Consider the following 18,820-nt stretch of genomic DNA (forward strand, 5'->3'; position numbering starts at 1 on the left):
CGAAACCCACCATTCTCTCCGCGGCGGGAGAAGCGATGGGTTTGGCTTCGTTCTACCCATCCTTGTATTAGCGCGCTGGGTTAGACTGGCCTCGTTCCGTGAGGAATGGCCCAGCTCGGGTAGCCGCCCGGGCTGGGCCGCTGATCGATCGGATCGTTACCCATCGAAGCCTTGAGGGCTGTCGTTCGTAGCAAGATCGCGATCGGCACTTCATCGGGACCCGCATGGTTGAACGAACTTTAGGTTCGCATCACAAGGGAGGGTCGAGGAAGATGGCCAAGCGTACCACAATCTGTGCCGGGATCGATACCGGCAAGCGCAAGCTCGACGTGGCGCTCGACGGCAACTCGGAGCAGCTGCAGGTGGAGAACACGGCAGAAGGTCACAAGGCGCTGCTGGAGTGGCTTGGGCGGCGCAAGGTCAAGCGGGTTGGGATCGAGGCGAGCGGTGGCTATGAGCAAGCCGTCGTCGCCGAGTTACGGCGCATGCGGTTTGTCGTCGTGGTGTTCCAGCCGGCGCAAGTGCGTGCCTATGCCAAATACCGCGGGCAACGTGCCAAGAACGATCGGATCGACGCGGCTCTGATCGCCGCCTGCGCCGCTGCGGTCAACAAGATCCACCCGGCCCCTGACGCAAGATTATCGCCCTTGGCCGGGCAGCTGACACTGATCGATCAGATCGGAGAGGATATCACGCGGTTCAAGAACCGGCTCGAGAGCTGTCGCGATGCGCGTATCCAAAAGCTCTGGAAGGAAGATATCGTCCGCCTGGCCAAGCGCGAACGCGTCGAGTTCAAGGCTTTGGTGGCAGCGATCCGCGAACATCACGATCTCGCTGCCCGGCTCGATCTGATCTACAGCGTCGGCGGGGCCGGGCTGCCGACTGCGGTCGCCATTCTGGTGCGCATGCCGGAGATCGGCCAAATCAGCCGCGAGCAGGCCGCAGCTCTTGCGGGCCTTGCGCCTTATGATGACGACAGCGGAGAGCATATTGGCGCTCGTCACATCATCGGTGGACGCAAGCGCCTGCGAGAGGCGCTCTATGCTGCAGCGCTGGCGGCGTCGTTCCGCTGGAATCCGCAGCTCATCGCCCTTTACAAGCGACTGATCGCCGCCGGTAAGGGTCACAAGCGCGCGCTAATCGCCTGCGCCAGGAAGCTGCTCGTCTTCATCAACGCCGTAGTGGCCCGAGGCACCCCTTGGCAAGCTGACATGTCAGCTGTTCCAGCAGCCTGAAGCGTTTCTTTGTTCGACCGGGGCGCCGTTTCTTCGTCCCGACCTGCCGTCACCAGGACGTCGCGCACAGCGGCCGTCAAGGATGGCCGTCGCTCAAATGCCACCACATCCTCACCCTCAACAGGCCACGCCTTGATGGCCGCGAGCACGGCGTCAGCATCAACGGCGATCGGACAATTCAATCGCACACAACCGAAAGAGCTAATGGTTGCTACGAAGCTACGAAGCTACGAAGTTGCGAAGCCGCTACGCCGTCGCTGGCTGCAACACCTTCGCGATCGCGCGCAAATCCTGCCAGGACAGCCTTTTGTAGGACGGCGAGCGCAGCAGATAGGCCGGATGGAACGTAGCGACGGCGCGGATCGTGCGGGTGCCGGTGTCGTAGTCGATCCATTTGCCGCGCGTGCGCATGATGCCCTCGCGCGTGCCGAGCAGCGCCTGGGTCGAGGGATTGCCGAGCGTCACCAGCACGTCCGGATTCACCAGCTCGATATGGCGCTGGATGAAGGGCAGGCACACCTGGGTCTCCTGCGGCGTCGGCGTGCGGTTGCCCGGCGGCCGCCACGGAATGACGTTGGCGATATAGGCCTTGCTGCGATCGAGCCCGATCGCCGCGATCATGCGGTCGAGCAGTTTTCCCGAGCGGCCGACGAACGGCAGGCCCTCGATGTCCTCGTCGCGGCCCGGTGCCTCGCCGACGAACATCACCCGTGCCTCTGGATTGCCGTCGGCAAACACCAGCCGGGTCGCGGTGTGTTTCAGCGCGCAGCCGTCGAATGTCTCCATCAGCGCGCGCAAGGCTTCCAGCGTCGGCGCGGTGCGCGCGGCCTCGCGCGCCGATGCAATCGCGGCGTCCGGCGCGACGGTGATTTCGCTGCGCGGAACTGAAGGCATCGCCAGCGGCGGGGGACGTAGCGGATTGAGCGCAGCAAGCGGCCGCGGCGCGGCGGGCGCGGGAACTGGCTCGGGCTCCTCCAGCCGGTTGATCGGCGCATCGCCAAGCGCGCAATCGACCCCGGCCTCGAGGTAAAAGGCAAGCAATTGCTGCAGTGTAGGGGCGGGCTCGGGCGTCAGGGCCATGATGGCTGCAATCTAGAGCATGATCGGGAAAAGTGGAGGCCGGTTTCTGGAAAAGATTATTCTCTTAAGGTATCCGGGCCGTGCAACCCCATGGAAGTGCGATTCCATGGTTGTTCTTCGGTCAAAAATCGGAAACAACGACTTTTGAAAAGCTTAGAAGCGTTCTCAATGGGCTGAGACCAGGATCATGAGTGCTGAAGACCTTCCTCCGCGCGAGTCTATGGAATTCGATGTCGTCATCGTCGGCGCCGGCCCCTCGGGCCTGTCGGCCGCGATCCGGCTGAAGCAGCTCAATCCGGAGCTCTCGATCGTCGTGGTGGAGAAGGGCTCCGAGGTCGGCGCGCACATCCTGTCCGGTGCGGTGATCGATCCGGTGTCGCTCGACAAGCTCGTGCCGGACTGGCGCGACGACGCCGATTGTCCGCTGAAGACGCAGGTCAAGGAGGACCGCTTCTACTGGACGACGTCGCAGGGCTGGTTCCGCCTGCCGAACTTCATCATGCCGCCGTTGATGTACAATCATCATTGCTACATCGGCTCGCTCGGCAATGTCTGCCGCTGGCTGGCGCCGAAGGCGGAAGCGCTCGGCGTCGAGATCTATCCGGGCTTTGCCGCCACTGAGGTGCTCTATGACGACAGGGGCGCGGTGCGGGGCATCGCGACCGGCGACATGGGCATCGCCAGGGACGGTAGCCACAAGGATTCCTACACCCGCGGCATGGAGCTGCTCGGCAAGTACACGCTGTTCGCCGAAGGCGCGCGCGGCTCGCTGTCGAAGCAGCTGATCGCGAAGTTCAAGCTCGACGCCAACAGTGAGCCGCCGAAATTCGGCATCGGGCTGAAGGAGGTCTGGCAGATCGATCCGGCGAAGCACCGCAAGGGACGCGTTCAGCATACGCTGGGATGGCCGCTGAACGACAAGACCGGCGGCGGCTCGTTCCTCTATCACTACGACGACAACCGCGTCGCGGTCGGCTTCGTCGTGCATCTGAACTACACCGACCCGTATCTGTCGCCGTTCGACGAATTCCAGCGCTTCAAGACTCATCCTGATGTCCGCGAGCTGTTCGAGGGCGGCAAGCGGCTGGCCTATGGTGCACGCGCCATCACCGAGGGCGGCTATCAGTCGGTGCCGCGGCTGTCTTTCCCGGGCGGCGCGCTGATCGGCTGCGCGGCGGGCTTCGTCAACGTCCCGCGCATCAAGGGCGTCCACAATGCGATGGGTTCCGGCATGCTCGCCGCAGAGCACGTCGCGGCCGCGCTCGGCGCCGGACGCACCAATGACGAACTCGTCGACTACGAGAATGCCTGGCGTTCGTCTGCGATCGGCAAGGACCTGTTCAAGGTCCGCAACGCCAAGCCGCTGTTGTCGAAGTTCGGCAACATGCTCGGAATGGTGCTGTCCGGCTTTGACATGTGGTGCAATACGCTCGGCTTCTCGCTGTTCGGCACCCAATCGCACGCCAAGCCGGACCGCAAGACGCTCGATCCGTCCAAGCAGCACCAGCCGATCGCCTATCCGAAGCCGGACGGCAAGATCTCGTTCGACAAGCTGTCCTCGGTGTTCCTGTCCAACACCAACCATGAGGAGGACCAGCCGGTCCATCTCAGGGTCGCCGACATGAACCTGCAGAAGACGTCGGAGCACGATGTGTTCGCCGGTCCCTCCAACCGCTATTGCCCGGCCGGCGTCTATGAATGGGTCGAGGAGGGCGCCACACCGCGCTACCAGATCAACGCCCAGAACTGCGTCCACTGCAAAACCTGCGACGTGAAGGACCCCAACGGCAACATCACCTGGGTTCCTCCGGAGGGCGGCGGCGGTCCGAACTACGAGGCGATGTAAGGCACGGCGGCCGGCCACATTTGCGTGAGGTAGATCCCCCTTTGCCGCAACTTCTACTTCGCCTCTCCCCCTGTGGGAGAGGTCGGATTGCATCGCTAGATGCAATCCGGGTGAGGGGTACCGGTCCATCGAGGGACTTCGATCGACGGGGTAGACCTGGACCCCTCACCCGGAATTCAAGCTGGCGCTTGAATTCCGACCTCTCCCACAAGGGGAGAGGTGGAACTGGCTATGCGTTGCCAGCATCCCGCGGCTTTTTGCGTCTGCACGCGAATGTGCCCGGCCCGGTCACGATACCGCCATAGTGGGAGGCTTTTGCGGTGGTGCTGGCTGGATCGGCGGGCGTAAAGGCCTAATCTGCCAATTGATTCGTCATGGGCTATCCTTGCGGTAGAGCGCCAAAAGCGGCATTGTCCGCTCGCCGTGATGCCGCCGCTTGGGTTCGCATTTTGAGACTGATCGCAAGATCTTGTCGCGAGGATCTTGGCCGTAAATCCTTCGTGGCCTTAAACCCCTGGAGCAAGGCGACCGTGATGCTGTCCACCCGTTTCAACCGCCTGACGATTGCCCTTCTTGCTGCGGCGGCGCTTGCCGTTCCTGCGCAGCTGTCGGCGCAAACGCCGGACCATCCGACCGACAATACCGCGCAATTCCCGAGCAAGACCGACCTGAAATCGCTGACCACCGCCGGCAGCTATCTGGCGGCTCGCCACGCCAGCGTCGAGCGCGACGCGACCTCGGCTGCGGCGTTCTACCGCTCGGCGCTGCGCACCGATCCGAAGAACTCCGAGCTGCTCGACCGCGCCTTCATTTCCTCGCTCGCCGACGGCGACATCGAGGAGGCGGTCAAGCTCGCCGACCGCATCCTGACCCAGGACAAGGCCAACCGCGTCGCCCGCCTCGTGGTTGGCGTGCGCGACCTCAAGCAGAAGAAATACGCCGCCGCGCAGTCCAACATCAACCAGTCGGTCCGCGGCCCGATCACCGACCTGGTCGCGACGCTGCTGTCGGCCTGGGCCGCCCAAGGCGCTGGCGACAGCAAGGGTGCGGTTGCCTCGATCGACAAGCTAACCGGCCCGGAATGGTATCCGATCTTCAAGGACCTGCATGCCGGCATGATTTACGAGCTCGCCGGCAAGGACAAGGATGCCGGCGCCCGCTTCGAGCGCGTCTACAAGCTCGACGATTCGATGCTGCGCACGGTCGACGAATATGCGCGCTGGACCTCGCGCAACAAGGATGCGGCCGCTGCGACTGCGATGTACGAGGCCTTCGACAAGAAGCTGCCGCGCCATCCGCTGGTGCTGGAAGGCATCAAGGAGACCAAGGCCGGCAAGAAGCTGCCGCCGCTGGTCGATTCACCGCAGGCCGGCGCCGCCGAGGCGCTGTACGGCATCGGCGCCACGCTGACCCGCCGCGGCGGCGAGGACCTCGCGCTGGTCTATCTGCAGCTTGCGCTCTATCTGCAGCCGAACCATCCGCTGGCGCTGCTGTCGCTTGCCGATCTCTATGAATCGGTGAAGAAGCCGCAGATGGCGATCAAGGTCTATGAGCGGATGCCGGCGTCGTCGCCGCTGAAGCGCAACGCCCAGATCCAGCTCGCGACCAATCTCGACGCCGCCGACCGCAGCGACGAGGCGATCAAGATCCTGAAGGAAGTCACCACCGAGCAGCCGAAGGACGTCGAGGCGATCCTGGCGCTCGGCAATATCGAGCGCGGCCGCAAGAAGTTCGGCGACTGCGCCACCACCTATTCGCAGGCGATCGACGCGCTGCCCGCCGGCGGCGACAAGAACGCCTGGGTCACCTATTACTACCGCGGCATCTGCGAGGAGCGTTCCAAGCAGTGGAACAAGGCCGAGGCCGACATGCGCAAGGCGCTCGAGCTACAGCCCGAGCAGCCGCATGTGCTGAACTATCTCGGCTATTCCTGGATCGACCAGGGCATCAACCTCGACGAAGGCATGAAGATGATCAAGCGTGCCGTCGATCAGCGCCCTGACGACGGCTACATCGTCGATTCTCTCGGCTGGGCCTATTACCGGATCGGCAATTTCGAGGAGGCGGTGAAGAACCTCGAGCGCGCGATCGATCTGAAGCCGGAAGATCCGACCATCAACGACCATCTCGGCGACGCCTACTGGCGCGTCGGCCGCACGCTGGAAGCCAAGTTCCAGTGGGCGCATGCGCGCGACCTCAAGCCCGAGCCGGACGAGCTGCCGAAGATCCAGGCCAAGATCGACAACGGCCTGCCGGACGATGCCAACTCCTCCGCCGCTTCCGCCGACAAGAAGAAGGACGACGACGGCAAGGGCGGCTAGGCGCATAAGTCGCCAGCGTTGCATTTTCAGTTGAAGCGTCATGCCCGGGCTTGTCCCGGGCATTTTCGCCTCTTCACTCCGTCATTCCGGGGCGCCCGAAGGGCGAGCCCGGAATCTCGAGATTCCGGGTTCGATGCTGCGCATCGCCCCGGAATGACGGTAAGAGTGTCTCAGGCGTGTCCCAGACCCGGAATTTCCGCGCCAACAAAGGGATAGGATCATGGTGCGATTTACGCTAATCGCATCAAGATGTTTGTTCCTTTAGGGGTTTATCGCCGTGCCGGCGCTGATTGAAGAAGGGCGTGCCAAGGTCAACCTGACGCTGAAGGTTGTCGGGCGGCGCGTCGATGGGTTTCACGACCTGGAGAGCGTCGTCGCATTTGCCGATTGCGCCGATCGTCTCACGCTCGAGCCGGGCTCGGCGCTGTCGCTGGCGATGTCAGGACCGCTCGCCGATGCCTGCGGCGATACGTCGGACAATCTGGTGCTGAAGGCGGCGCGCCTGCTCGGCGAGCAGGTCGTCGACCTCAAGGTCGGCCACTTCACGCTGGAAAAGGTGTTGCCGGTGGCTGCCGGCATCGGCGGCGGTTCGGCGGACGCCGCGGCCGCGCTGCGGCTCTTGGCGCGGCTCAACGAGCTCTCGCTCGACGATAGCAGGATCATGGCGGTCGCGCTGCAGACCGGCGCCGACGTGCCGGTCTGCGTCGCCTCGCGCGCCTGCGACATGACCGGCGTCGGCGAAGGGCTGCTGCCGCTCGACCTGCCGAAAATGCCCTGCGTGCTGGTCAATCCGCGCGTGCCGGTTGCGACCAAGAACGTCTTCAATGCGCTCGGCCTGCGTCACGGCGAACTCCTGATCGGCGCCACCGACGTCATGATGCAGGCGCCGTCCTGGCCGGAGGGCCACGCGGTCGACGACTGGATCGCGGCGCTCAAGCGCGGCACCAACGATCTCGAAGCCCCCGCCGCGCGGATCGAGCCCGTCATCAGCGAGGTGCTGTCCGCCTTGCGCGCGGCGAAGGCCGTTCGTCTCGCCCGCATGTCGGGCTCCGGCGCGACCTGCTTTGCGATCTTCGAAACCGACGCCGACGCCGAGGCCGCCGGCGAAAAGCTCCGCGCCGATCACCCCCGCTGGTGGGTGCACGCGGGCACGCTGAGCTAGCGCGTCGTCTCTCCATCGTCATTCCGGGGCGCGCCTCTTGGCGCGAGCCCGGAATCCATTTTGCCACCCGTGATGTTGCCTGATGGATTCCGGGCTCTCGCTTCGCGAGCCTCGGAATGACGGCTGGGGTGCGACAAAACAACCCGACGGGCAACTCAGTAAAACCTGTCAATGCTCGCGCGAAAATATTTCGCTTTATCAGAAATGCAACTCCGTGTATGAATTGCCCATCTCACCCGATCGAGGGGGGCGCTTCGCGATCGTCACGAACGCGGTGTGAGATGCGGTGGACGCTGACGTCACGACTGACGAGTGTGACGGATGCGGACGGCGAAGTCGCGTGGTCCTGACGCCCTAGCGGCCGGTGTCCCCTCCTAAAGAAGCTAGCGCTTCTCAGGGAAGGCGGTGACAAACAAGCCCAGTCTCACCGGGGAGAGCGCGAAGTAAGCCGTAACCCGTCGCGCAGGGAAAGCCGGGATGTTTCCGGTTACACCTGTGGTCCTACCTCCCGTGCTTTTTGTTGCACGGGACCCATGGGTGCAATCGGCACCCGGCTTTCCCTGCGCCCTCTGATCGAGAGAGGGTGGAACGAAAGAGCAAAGCTCGGGCAAATCATGTCGCGAGAATATGAAGCTGCGTCCCCATCCGCCCCTGTCATCGCCCGGCTCGACCGGGCGATCCAGTACGCCGCGGCCTCTCGGCTCAAGCACTGGCGTCTCTGGAATACTGGATCACCCGCATGCGTGGGTGATGACGCCGAACAAGCTGTTTGGCAGGATGAATCGAGAACCATCTTCATCGTCGTCCTGGCGAAAGCCAGGACCCATTGCCCCAAATGAGAATTGCTGCGCGATGCCGGGGCAACGATCCCGTTCATCATCAAATTCGGTTGGTATGGGTCCTGGCTTTCGCCAGGACGACGCCGTTGGTGTGGTCATGATGGAGCCCGCCACCTCAACGCCGGGCAGCGTTGCGCCGCTGATTGCTTGGCAAGCCAAACCCACTTTGCCATAACAGGATGAACAACAACGTTGCGCGTGCGGGGCCGTTCGGAGTCCGCCTGCAGCCCAAGAGCCGGGAGGATGCCATGGCCAATATCCGAGTTCTCGCCACCGATCTGGAGTTTCCCGAAGGTCCGGTCGTCATGCCGGACGGTTCGGTCGTGCTGGTCGAAATCCGCGGCCAGCGGCTGACGCGAGTCTATCCCGACGGGCGCAAGGAGATCGTCGCCAAGGTGCCGGGCGGCCCGAACGGTGCCGCGCTCGGTCCCGACGGCAAGATGTACATCTGCAACAATGGCGGCTTCTCCTGGATCCCGACAAAGAACATGATCATGCCGGGTCCGCAGCCCGAGGATTATCTCGGCGGCTCGATCCAGCGCGTCGATCTGCAATCCGGCAAGGTCGAGACCGTGGTGACGAAATGCGGCGAGCATGAGCTGCGCGGGCCGAACGATCTGGTGTTCGACAGGCAGGGCGGCCTGTGGTTCTCCGATCTCGGCAAGCGCCGCGCCCGCGACATGGATGTCGGCGCGTTCTACTATCTGAAGCCGGGCATGAACGAGATCGTCGAGGCCGTGCACGGCATCCTGCCGGCCAACGGCATCGGCCTGTCGCCGGACGAGAAGACCGTCTACATCGCGGAGACGCCGACCGCGCGGCTGTGGGCCTATGAGGTGTCCGAGCCCGGCACCGTCAAGCCGCGCGACATCATCTATCGCGGCGAGCGCGGCAAGCCGATCGCGGGCCTCGGCGGCTATCAGATGTTCGACTCGCTCGCGGTGGAAGCATCAGGCAATGTCTGTGTCGCGACGCTGGTCTCGGGCTGCATCTCGGTGATCGCGCCCGATGGCACCGTGGTCGAGCAGGTGCCGACCGGCGATCGCGTCACCACCAACATCGCCTTCGGCGGCCCCGATCTGAAGACCGCGTACATCACGCTGTCGGGCAAGGGCGAGCTGATCGCGATGGACTGGCCGCGGCCGGGATTGCCGCTGAATTTTCTGAACAAGTGATGATTGCGCAAAAGCGCAATCGTCATCCCGGGGCATCGCGCAGCGATGAACCACAGATGCGCAATTGCGCATCGGGTGATCTCGAGATTCCGGGTTCGATGCTGCGTATCGCCCCGGAATGACAAAGGATGGAGTTGCTAATATGCCCTGGCTTGAACCTGTCACCCTTCGCGGCACGCATGCGCGGCTTGAACCGCTGTCGCACGCTCACGTCGATGGACTGACGGAAGCCGTGAAAGACGGCGGTCTCTCGAACCTCTGGTACACCGCGATTCCGCAGCCGGAGAACATGACGAAGGAGATCGACCGCCGGCTCGGCCTGCAGACCGCGGGCACCATGCTGCCGTTCACGGTGTTCGATGCCGACGGCAAGATTTCCGGCATGACGACCTACATGAATGTCGACACGCCGAACCGCCGCGTCGAGATCGGCTCGACCTGGTACGCCAAGCGTGTGCAGCGCAGCGCGGTCAACACGCAGTGCAAGCTGCTGCTGCTGCAACATGCCTTCGAGAAGATCGATTGCATCGCGGTCGAGTTCCGCACGCACTTCTTCAATCACCAGAGCCGGCGCGGCATCGAGCGTCTCGGCGCCAAGCAGGACGGCATCCTGCGCAGCCATCAGATCGCGCCCAACGGCACGTTGCGCGATACCGTGGTTTACAGCATCATCGCCAGCGAATGGCCGACGGTGAAGGCCCATCTCAACTATCAACTCAACGAAAAGCCGCGCTGACAGTTTGGTCGGCGCCAGAAACGAGACGATGGAAACGTTCGATTATGTGATCATCGGCGCAGGCTCCGCCGGGAGCGTGCTGACCAACCGGTTGAGCGAGGACGCAGGCAGCAGGGTATGCGTGCTCGAAGCGGGACCGAGCGACTGGCATCCCTACATCCATCTGCCGGCCGGCTTCATCAAGACCTTCCACATGAAGAGCGTGAACTGGGCCTATCAGCAGGAGGTGGGTCCCTACACCGGCGGCCGCAGCATCTATGCGCCGCGCGGCAAGACGCTCGGCGGCTCGTCGTCGATCAACGGCCACATCTACAACCGCGGCCAGCGCCAGGATTTCGACACCTGGGCGCAGCTCGGCAATCGCGGCTGGGGCTATCCCGACGTGCTGCCGTATTTCCGGCGTATGGAGCGAAGGATCGGCGAGGGCGACGATACCTATCGCGGCCGTGACGGCAATCTCACCGTCACCACGATGGACTGGCAGGATCCGCTCTGCGAGGCCTTCATGGCGGGCGCGGTCAGCCTCGGCATTCCGCGCAACCCTGATTACAACGGCCAGATCCAGGAGGGCGTGTCGTACTGCCAGCGCACCATCCTGAACGGCCTGCGCGTCAGTGCGGCGACCGCCTATCTGCATCCGGCGCGCAAGCGGCCGAATGTCGACGTGCGCACCCATGCCCATGTCACCGGCATCATCTTCGAGGGCAAGCGCGCGGTCGGCGTGCGCTACAACCGCGGCGGCAAACACGGCGATCCGCTCGAGATCCGCGCCACCAAGGAGGTCATCCTCTCCGGCGGCGCCTACAACTCGCCGCAACTGCTGCAGCTCTCCGGCGTCGGCTCGCCCGAGCTGTTGCAGGCGCACGGCATCGAGGTGCGTCACGCGCTGCCCGGTGTCGGTGAAGGCCTGCAGGATCACTACGCGCCGCGCTCGGTGGCGCGGGTCAAGAACATCCGGACCATCAACGAAATGCGCCGCGGCCTCAGCCTGTGGGGCGAAGCAATCAAATGGGCAACGACGCGGCGCGGTCTGCTGTCGCTGTCGCCGACCATGGTCTACTGCTTCTGGCATTCCGGCGAGACCACCGAGAGCTCCGATTTGCAGCTCACCTTCACGCCGGCGAGCTACAAGGAAGGCGTGCAAGGCCAGCTCGAGGACGAGCCCGGCATGACGGTGGCGTCATGGCAGCAGCGGCCGGAGAGCCGCGGCTATGTCCGGATCCGCTCCGCCGATCCGTTCGCGCCGCCGATCATCCAGACCAACTATCTCGCCGAGGAGATCGACCGCCGCGTCGTCGTCGCCGGCATGAAGCTGGCGCGGCGCCTGCTCGCCTCCGAGCCGCTCGCGCCGTATTATGCCTATGAGGATTTTCCGGGTCCCAAGGTGACGAGCGACGACGAACTGCTCGCGGCTGCGACCCAGCGCGGCACCACCACCTTCCATCCCGGCTGTACCTGCCGGATGGGTCCGGCGGACGCGCCGTGGGCCGTGGTCGACGACCAGCTCCGGGTCCACGGCATGGAAGGCCTGCGCGTGATCGACGCCTCGATCATGCCGCGGATGATCTCCGCCAATCTCAACGCCTCGACCTTGATGATCGCCGACAAGGCCTCCGACATGATCCGCGGCAAGACCCCCGAGGTGGCGGCGAAACTGCCGGAGTATGCGTGAGGAAGGAGAGGTGCGATGATCTTTCTTGATCAGCGCGCTCTTTCTCACATCGTCACCCTGAGGAGCCGCGAAGCGGCGTCTCGAAGGGTCGACGGCCCCGCTGGTGGCCGTGCATCCTTCGAGGCCCGCTTCGCGGGCACCTCAGGATGACGGAACAAGCATGAGGGAGCTCAGCCGTAGACGAACGCCTTGTCCTTGAGATCGATCGCCGGGAATTCGTCCTTCTCGGCCCAATAGTCCTGGTTGTGCTGCCACTCGGGCTTGTCACCGCGCTTCGGCAACAGGTGCATGCCGCGCATCATGTAGCCGGGGTTGAAGTTCTCTGGATCGATCCACGGCTGCAGCGGCATGTTGTGGTCTTCGGGGCGCAGCGCCGGCGTCACCTTGTTCGCGCCGGTTGCCTTCATGTGCTGCAGCAGGCGGCACACGAAGTCGGCGACCAGGTCGACGCGCAAGGTCCAGCTCGCGCGGAAATAGCCGAACACCCAGACCAGGTTCGGCACGCCGGTGAACATCATGCCGCGATAGGTCACGGTGTCCTTGAACTCGAGCGGCTTGCCGTCGATCTCGAAGTCGATGCCGCCGTTGGCGGAGAGGTGGAAGCCGGTCGCGGTGATGATGATGTCGGCCTCGAGCTCCTTGCCGGACTTGAGCAGGATGCCGTTCTCGGTGAAGCGGTCGATCTCGTCGGTGACGACGGAGGCCTTGCCGCCCTTGATGGCCTGGAACAGGTCGCCGTCCGGAATGAAGGCGATGCGCTGCCGCCACGGACGGTAGCGCGGCGTGAAGTGGGTGGCGATGTCGTAGTCCTTGCCGAGATAGGCTTCGACCGCCGACAGCAGATCCTTCTTGGCAGCCTCGGGCTCCGCAAAGGTCTTGCGGGTAAAGGTGTCCTGGTCGAGCAGGATCTTGCGGCGGGTGATCTCGTGGATCCAGCTCTCGTCGACCTGCAGCTTGCGCAGTTCCTCGGCGATCTCGATCGCGTTGCGGCCGGTGCGGAAATAGGTCGGCGAACGCTGCAGCATTGTGACATGGCCGGCATCCTTGGCCATCGCCGGGATCAGGGTCGCAGCCGTAGCGCCAGAGCCGATCACGACCACGCGCTTGCCCTTGTAGTCGAGGTCATCGGGCCAGGTCTGCGGATGGACGATCGGACCCTTGAACTTCGCCATGTCGGTCCACTCGGGGGTGTAGCCCTCGGTGTGGCTGTAATAGCCCTGGCACATCCAGAAGAAGTTGGTGGTGAAGCGCAGCCTCTCGCCGGTGTCGATGCGGACCGCATCGACGGTCCAGAGGTTGGTCTCGTTCGACCACTTCGCCGCCGTGATGGTGTGGCGATAGCGGATGTGGCGCGCGAGATCGTTCTCCTCGATCACCTCGCCCATGTATTTCAGGATCTCGGCCGCGCTGGCGATCGGTGCGCTGGTCCACGGCTTGAAGCGATAGCCGAAAGTGTGCAGATCGCTGTCGGAGCGGATGCCGGGATAACGGTGGGTCGACCAGGTGCCGCCGAAGGTCTTCTGCGTCTCCAGCACCACGAAGCTGGTGCCCCTGCATTGCGTGGTGAGGTGGTAGGCGGCGCCGACGCCGGAGATGCCGGCGCCTGCGATCAGGACGTCGAAATGCTCGGTCGTGACAGGCTCGGCAGCGCGGATTTGGGTCTGGACGTTCATCTTCCCTGGTCTTCTTTTTGTTTGAGCTGTGGAAGCAAAACGCCGGAGCGAATGCCCCGGCGGCTGCCGATATCGGAACTAGACTTCGCGGCGGCTGAGGAACGCCAGCCGCTCGAACAAATGGACGTCCTGCTCGTTCTTGAGCAGCGCGCCGTGCAGCGGCGGGATCAGCTTGCGCGGGTCGCGCTCCCTCAGCATCTCCGGCGTGATGTCCTCGTTCAGCAGCAGCTTGAGCCAGTCGAGCAGCTCGGAGGTCGAGGGCTTCTTCTTCAGGCCGGGCACCTCGCGCACCTCGAAGAATATCCGCAGCGCCTCTTCCACCAGCCGCTTCTTGATGTTGGGGAAGTGCACGTCGACGATCCTGCCCATGGTGTCGGCGTCGGGGAACTTGATGTAGTGGAAGAAGCAGCGGCGCAGGAAGGCGTCCGGCAGTTCCTTCTCGTTGTTCGACGTGATCATCACGATCGGGCGCAGCTTCGCCTTGATGGTCTCGCCGGTCTCGTAGACATGGAACTCCATCCGGTCGAGCTCGAGCAAGAGGTCGTTGGGGAATTCGATGTCGGCCTTGTCGATCTCGTCGATCAGGAGCACCGGGCGCTTCCCGTGGGTGAAGGCATCCCACAGCTTGCCGCGCTTGATGTAGTTCTTGATGTCGGACACGCGGGCGTCGCCAAGCTGGCTGTCGCGCAGCCGCGACACCGCGTCGTATTCGTAGAGGCCCTGCTGCGCCTTGGTGGTCGACTTGATGTGCCAGGTCAAAAGCGGCGCGTCGATCGCCTTGGCGACTTCCTCGGCCAGCACGGTCTTGCCGGTGCCGGGCTCGCCCTTCACCAGCAGCGGGCGCTCGAGCACGATGGCGGCATTGACGGCGACCTTGAGGTCATCGGTGGCGACGTAGTCCTTGGTACCCGTGAATTTCATCGATCTCTTTGCCTTGCTTGGTTCGTTGGCCGCATGAGCCGCCACTTGGGCCTCAACATGAAACGACCGCTCTCGCAGCGGTCGTTGGGAATGCAAATTTTCTGGTCACGCGCGTCTGATCAGCGACACGATCACCAGCACGACCACCGCGCCGATCGTCGCGTTCACGATGTCGCGGATCGCGCCGCCGCCGAGGCTGATGCCGAGTTGCGGCAACAGCCAGCTCGCCACCAGCGCGCCGACGATGCCGACGACGATGTTGCCGATCAGCCCGAAGCCCGCGCCGCGCACGATCAGCCCAGCGAGCCAGCCGGCAATCGCACCGATCACCAGTGCCGCAATGATGCCCATTCAAACGTCCTGCCCAATGTCTTGTCAGGCGCAATTGTAATTGAAAAAGCCGGACGGTCTAGGGCGGATTCCGCAGCGCAGCGGTACCCTGAACGGCACCGGGCGCATGGAATGTCGGGCATCATGTTTCCGCCCTGCGGAATGACTGCGGCACAGATGCGCGGCGGCGACGTCGTTGGGGTGCCCCCGGCAAGATATGGCTGCAGGCGGCCAGATCAAAGCGGATCGCCGGTCCCGGCATGGCTGTGCCCCTTGACGTCACCGGTCCAGCGGGCGATCTAGGTAAGTATGTTCCTGCAGTTCTTCACATCGCTGCGCGACGCCCAGGTCCCCGTGACGCTACGGGAATATCTGACCTTGATGGAAGCGCTCGACGCCGATCTCGCCGAACAGACGGTCGAGAACTTCTACTATTTGTCGCGCGCCGCCCTGGTGAAGGACGAGCGCAATCTCGACAAGTTCGACCGCGTGTTCGGCACCGTGTTCAAGGGGCTCGAGAGCCTGCTCGACGCCATGGGCAAGGCGGAGATCCCCGAGGAGTGGCTGAAGAAGCTCGCGGAGAAATATCTCACCGAGGAAGAGAAGAAGCAGATCGAGGCCATGGGCTGGGACAAGCTCATGGAGACCTTGAAGAAGCGGCTCGAGGAACAGAAGGGCCGCCACCAGGGCGGCAGCAAGTGGATCGGCACCGCCGGCACCTCGCCGTTCGGTGCCCATGGCTACAATCCCGAAGGCGTCCGCATCGGGCAGGAGAAGAACCGCAACAACCGCGCCGTGAAGGTGTGGGACAAGCGCGAGTTCAAGGATCTCGACGGCAATGTCGAGCTCGGCATCCGCAACATCAAGGTCGCGCTGCGGCGCTTACGCAAGTTCGCCCGCACCGGCGCGCCCGACGAGCTCGACCTCGACACCACGATCAAGGAGACCGCCAACCACGGCTACCTCGACGTGCACATGCGGCCCGAGCGGCGCAACGCGGTCAAGGTGCTGGTGTTTTTCGATATCGGCGGCTCGATGGATTCGCATATCGAGCAGGTCGAGGAACTGTTCTCGGCCGCCAAGAGCGAATTCAAGCACATGGAATATTTCTACTTCCACAACTGCCTCTATGAAGGCGTCTGGAAGCAGAACAAGCGGCGCTTCACCGATCGCACGCCGACCTGGGACGTGCTGCATAAATATCCGCACGACTACAAGGTGGTGTTCGTCGGCGACGCCTCGATGTCGCCGTACGAGATCATGGTTCCCGGCGGTTCGGTCGAGCATGTCAACGAGGAGGCCGGTTCGGTCTGGCTCGACCGCATCACCCGCACCTATCCGCACGCGGTGTGGCTCAATCCGGTGGCGCAGAAGCACTGGGACTATTCGGAATCGACCACCATCATCCGCCGCCTGTTCTCCGAGCGCATGTATCCGATCACGATCGAGGGTCTGGAGCATGCGATGCGGGAGTTGGTGCGGTAAAACGCGCAATGCGTCGCGCGCCTGTGGGCGCGCCAATAACGTCAGGGAGAGCGCCATGCCCCAGAACATCCACCGCGGCATCAAGGTGATGATCGACGAGGCCAATGCCGAGATCGAGACCATCAGCGCGGCCGATGCGATCACGCTGATCGGCAAGAACGACGTCGTGATCGTCGACATCCGCGACCCCCGCGAGATCGAGCGCGACGGCAAGATCCCCGGCGCGTTCTCCTGCACCCGCGGCATGCTGGAATTCTGGATCGATCCGAACAGCCCCTACGCCAAGCCGATCTTCCAGGAAGACAAGAAGTTCATCTTCCACTGCGCCGGCGGCCTGCGCTCGGCGCTCGCCGCCAAGACCGCGAAAGACATGGGTCTGAAGCCGGTCGCGCATATGGGCGGCGGCTTCGCCGCCTGGCGCGAAGCCGGCGGGCCGATCGAGGCGTGGGAGCCGAAGAAGAAGGGCTAGTGGATGTCACACGCGGGCTTGACCCGCGTGTCCATCGTTTCAAAAAGAAGATGGATTGCCGGATCAAGTCCGGCAATGACGATGGAGAGATATGTAAGATGACGACCACCGACGATCCGCTCGTTTCGACCGAATGGCTGGCTGCGCATCTCGGCGATGCCAACGTCAAGGTGCTCGACGCGACCTTCAAGCTGCCGGGCGTGCTGCCGCTGCCGAAGGACGATTACCTCGCCGCGCATCTGCCGGGCGCGGTGTTCTTCGACGTCGACGCGGTGTCCGACCATTCGAATCCGCTGCCGCATATGTTTCCGAGCGCCGAGCAGTTCGGCCGCGACATCGGCGGGCTCGGCATCGGCAATGCCGACACCGTCGTGATCTACGACGCCGGCGGCTGGGTCGCGGCGCCGCGCGCCTGGTGGATGTTCCTGTCCTATGGCCATCGCAACGTGCGCATCCTCAACGGCGGTCTGAAGAAGTGGCGCGCCGAGGGCAGGGCGGTCGAGAGCGGCGAGGTGAAGCCGAAGGCTGCGGCGTTCAAAGCAAGCTATGATCCAAAGCGCGTGCGCGGTATCGAGCAGATGATCGCCAATGTCGAAAGCCGCAAGGAGCAGGTGATCGATGCGCGCGCTGCAGATCGGTTCGAGGGCCGCGCGCCGGAGCCGCGGCCGGGCATCCGCGCCGGCCACATCCCGGGCGCGCGCAACGTGCCCTACAACAACCTGTTCGATGCTGCGACCGGCGAGATGAAGCCGCTCGACGATCTGCGCAAGTCGTTCACCGGCGCCGGCGTGAAGCTCGACGCGCCGATCGTGACGAGCTGCGGCTCGGGCGTCTCGGCCGGCGTGCTGACGCTCGCGCTCTACCGGATCGGCGTCACCGACACCGCGCTCTATGACGGCTCGTGGTCGGAATGGGGACAGGCCAGCGGCCCGCCGATCGCGACCGGACCTGCCTGATTGCCAATCCCTAACGCCGGGTGAGCGGCACCGGCTGGCCGAACGGATCGAGCTGCTGAACGACCTGCCGGGCGGGAGGCGTGCGGACAATCCGGCGTCGCTGCTTCCGGTGCTCCGGCTTGCTGGCCGCGCTGCGCTCCGGCTTCTTCGCCTCAATGGCCTTCGGCGCCGCCGGCTGTGCGACGACGACCTCCGGTCCACCCAGCGTTGCGATCTTGGTCGCGGCCGCGATCGCCTCGGGTGAGGGCGGCGGTGCCGGCTCGGGCTGAGCCATCGCCGGGGTCGGTGTCGCAGGCGCGGGCTCGCTGGTTGCAGCGGGCGGATCGGCCACTGCGGCGACCTTGGTCTCGGTGCTGGCCGGCGCCGCTTCGGTGGGTGCGGGCTGGGATGTCGGCGAAGGATCCGCGGCAGGGGCTTGCGAGGCCGTCTCGGCGGATTGCGCTGGCGCTGACGTCTCCACCGCCGCCGCTTCCGGCTTGGGCGGGGACGGATCGTCCGCTTTCACGGCGGCGAGCTTCTCCGGCTCGGCCGGAGGCGCGGTCTCGGCGGGAGTGGCAGGTTCGGACGCGGCCAGGGTCGCGGGGGGCGCAATATCGGCCGTCACCTTTTCGGCGGCGGGCGGCTCGACGCGCACCATGGCGAGCACCGGTGATGGTTCCGGCTGCTGCGCGAACTGCGGCTCGGGCGGCGCCCGGCGGGCCGGAATGCTGGCGAATTCCTCATGTGCGGCGCGCAGCAGCGCGGCCGCACCTAACCCGAACACCAGAAGCGACGTCGCCAGCACGATCGCAGCGAACAGGAAACGAAGGCCGGGGAGCATGGGCGCGGGTTCCCCCTTCTGCGGGAGGGTCTTTGATGTCGAGGGAACGCGGTGACCACACGAGAAAGCCGGCGTCGCGAGCGCGAATCAGGCCGATTCG

At 64.3% G+C, this 18,820-nt stretch carries 15 protein-coding genes; 10 read left to right on the plus strand and 5 right to left on the minus strand.

What is annotated here, in order from left to right:
* Nucleotides 1–272: 272 nt before the first annotated feature.
* Entirely contained in the window at nucleotides 273–1,235 is a 963-nt protein-coding gene (locus WDM24_RS10215) for an IS110 family transposase (protein WP_338829190.1), read from the plus strand.
* Between the two features lie 246 nt (nucleotides 1,236–1,481).
* Here WDM24_RS10215 and WDM24_RS10220 read toward each other — a convergent pair whose 3' ends face one another.
* A complete protein-coding gene (locus WDM24_RS10220; protein ID WP_166307339.1) occupies nucleotides 1,482–2,309 on the minus strand; it encodes a uracil-DNA glycosylase in 828 nt (275 codons plus the stop codon).
* 193 nt (nucleotides 2,310–2,502) lie between these two features.
* Here WDM24_RS10220 and WDM24_RS10225 point away from each other — a divergent pair, with 193 nt between their 5' ends.
* The 6 genes from WDM24_RS10225 (at nucleotide 2,503) to WDM24_RS10250 (ending at nucleotide 12,066) form a co-directional block, all read left to right on the plus strand.
* A complete protein-coding gene (locus tag WDM24_RS10225; protein WP_338831084.1) occupies nucleotides 2,503–4,161 on the plus strand; it encodes an electron transfer flavoprotein-ubiquinone oxidoreductase in 1,659 nt (552 codons plus the stop codon).
* A gap of 533 nt (nucleotides 4,162–4,694) precedes the next feature.
* A complete protein-coding gene (locus WDM24_RS10230; RefSeq protein ID WP_338831085.1) occupies nucleotides 4,695–6,482 on the plus strand; it encodes a tetratricopeptide repeat protein in 1,788 nt (595 codons plus the stop codon).
* A 277-nt stretch (nucleotides 6,483–6,759) separates the two neighbouring features.
* Entirely contained in the window at nucleotides 6,760–7,644 is an 885-nt protein-coding gene (locus WDM24_RS10235; protein WP_338831086.1) for a 4-(cytidine 5'-diphospho)-2-C-methyl-D-erythritol kinase, read from the plus strand.
* Nucleotides 7,645–8,731: 1,087 nt separating this feature from the next.
* Nucleotides 8,732–9,658: an SMP-30/gluconolactonase/LRE family protein gene (locus WDM24_RS10240; protein WP_338697297.1), complete on the plus strand. Its 927-nt coding sequence runs from the start codon at nucleotides 8,732–8,734 to the stop codon at nucleotides 9,656–9,658.
* A gap of 142 nt (nucleotides 9,659–9,800) precedes the next feature.
* The gene (locus WDM24_RS10245) at nucleotides 9,801–10,394 is read left to right on the plus strand and encodes a GNAT family protein (RefSeq protein ID WP_338831087.1); all 594 of its coding nucleotides are present in this window, start codon (nucleotides 9,801–9,803) and stop codon (nucleotides 10,392–10,394) included.
* 28 nt (nucleotides 10,395–10,422) lie between these two features.
* The gene (locus WDM24_RS10250) at nucleotides 10,423–12,066 is read left to right on the plus strand and encodes a GMC family oxidoreductase (RefSeq protein WP_338831088.1); all 1,644 of its coding nucleotides are present in this window, start codon (nucleotides 10,423–10,425) and stop codon (nucleotides 12,064–12,066) included.
* A gap of 170 nt (nucleotides 12,067–12,236) precedes the next feature.
* On the opposite strand, the gene WDM24_RS10255 is transcribed toward WDM24_RS10250, so the two are convergent.
* The 3 genes from WDM24_RS10255 to WDM24_RS10265 form a co-directional block, all read right to left on the minus strand.
* Nucleotides 12,237–13,739, minus strand: a complete 1,503-nt coding sequence (locus WDM24_RS10255) for an NAD(P)/FAD-dependent oxidoreductase (protein WP_338831089.1) — start codon at nucleotides 13,737–13,739, stop codon at nucleotides 12,237–12,239.
* 78 nt (nucleotides 13,740–13,817) lie between these two features.
* On the minus strand, nucleotides 13,818–14,660 hold the full coding sequence (locus tag WDM24_RS10260; protein WP_338831090.1) for a MoxR family ATPase: 843 nt from the start codon (nucleotides 14,658–14,660) through the stop codon (nucleotides 13,818–13,820).
* A 105-nt stretch (nucleotides 14,661–14,765) separates the two neighbouring features.
* On the minus strand, nucleotides 14,766–15,011 hold the full coding sequence (locus tag WDM24_RS10265; RefSeq protein ID WP_338697301.1) for a GlsB/YeaQ/YmgE family stress response membrane protein: 246 nt from the start codon (nucleotides 15,009–15,011) through the stop codon (nucleotides 14,766–14,768).
* A 288-nt stretch (nucleotides 15,012–15,299) separates the two neighbouring features.
* Here WDM24_RS10265 and WDM24_RS10270 point away from each other — a divergent pair, with 288 nt between their 5' ends.
* The 3 genes from WDM24_RS10270 (at nucleotide 15,300) to sseA (ending at nucleotide 17,900) form a co-directional block, all read left to right on the plus strand.
* Entirely contained in the window at nucleotides 15,300–16,475 is a 1,176-nt protein-coding gene (locus tag WDM24_RS10270; protein WP_166216842.1) for a vWA domain-containing protein, read from the plus strand.
* Between the two features lie 55 nt (nucleotides 16,476–16,530).
* A complete protein-coding gene (locus tag WDM24_RS10275) occupies nucleotides 16,531–16,944 on the plus strand; it encodes a rhodanese-like domain-containing protein (protein ID WP_016847778.1) in 414 nt (137 codons plus the stop codon).
* A gap of 98 nt (nucleotides 16,945–17,042) precedes the next feature.
* Nucleotides 17,043–17,900, plus strand: coding sequence for a 3-mercaptopyruvate sulfurtransferase (gene sseA, locus WDM24_RS10280; RefSeq protein WP_338831091.1), 858 nt, complete (start codon nucleotides 17,043–17,045; stop codon nucleotides 17,898–17,900).
* Between the two features lie 10 nt (nucleotides 17,901–17,910).
* Here the strand turns inward: sseA and WDM24_RS10285 are convergent, their stop codons facing one another.
* A complete protein-coding gene (locus WDM24_RS10285; RefSeq protein WP_338831092.1) occupies nucleotides 17,911–18,720 on the minus strand; it encodes a hypothetical protein in 810 nt (269 codons plus the stop codon).
* Nucleotides 18,721–18,820: the final 100 nt, after the last annotated feature.

It is taken from the genome of Bradyrhizobium sp. 27S5 (assembly GCF_037217225.1).
In the GTDB taxonomy this organism is placed as follows: domain Bacteria; phylum Pseudomonadota; class Alphaproteobacteria; order Rhizobiales; family Xanthobacteraceae; genus Bradyrhizobium; species Bradyrhizobium septentrionale.

Excerpts from the sequence above, each read along its gene's own strand:
- WDM24_RS10215 (WP_338829190.1), top strand. The coding sequence starts at position 273 with ATGGCCAAGCGTACCACAATCTGTGCCGGGATCGATACCGGCAAGCGC.
- WDM24_RS10225 (WP_338831084.1), top strand. The coding sequence starts at position 2,503 with ATGAGTGCTGAAGACCTTCCTCCGCGCGAGTCTATGGAATTCGATGTC.
- WDM24_RS10230 (WP_338831085.1), top strand. The coding sequence starts at position 4,695 with ATGCTGTCCACCCGTTTCAACCGCCTGACGATTGCCCTTCTTGCTGCG.
- WDM24_RS10240 (WP_338697297.1), top strand. The coding sequence starts at position 8,732 with ATGGCCAATATCCGAGTTCTCGCCACCGATCTGGAGTTTCCCGAAGGT.
- WDM24_RS10245 (WP_338831087.1), top strand. The coding sequence starts at position 9,801 with ATGCCCTGGCTTGAACCTGTCACCCTTCGCGGCACGCATGCGCGGCTT.
- WDM24_RS10250 (WP_338831088.1), top strand. The coding sequence starts at position 10,423 with ATGGAAACGTTCGATTATGTGATCATCGGCGCAGGCTCCGCCGGGAGC.
- WDM24_RS10255 (WP_338831089.1), bottom strand. The coding sequence starts at position 13,739 with ATGAACGTCCAGACCCAAATCCGCGCTGCCGAGCCTGTCACGACCGAG.
- WDM24_RS10260 (WP_338831090.1), bottom strand. The coding sequence starts at position 14,660 with ATGAAATTCACGGGTACCAAGGACTACGTCGCCACCGATGACCTCAAG.
- WDM24_RS10265 (WP_338697301.1), bottom strand. The coding sequence starts at position 15,011 with ATGGGCATCATTGCGGCACTGGTGATCGGTGCGATTGCCGGCTGGCTC.
- WDM24_RS10270 (WP_166216842.1), top strand. The coding sequence starts at position 15,300 with ATGTTCCTGCAGTTCTTCACATCGCTGCGCGACGCCCAGGTCCCCGTG.
- WDM24_RS10275 (WP_016847778.1), top strand. The coding sequence starts at position 16,531 with ATGCCCCAGAACATCCACCGCGGCATCAAGGTGATGATCGACGAGGCC.
- sseA (WP_338831091.1), top strand. The coding sequence starts at position 17,043 with ATGACGACCACCGACGATCCGCTCGTTTCGACCGAATGGCTGGCTGCG.
- WDM24_RS10285 (WP_338831092.1), bottom strand. The coding sequence starts at position 18,720 with ATGCTCCCCGGCCTTCGTTTCCTGTTCGCTGCGATCGTGCTGGCGACG.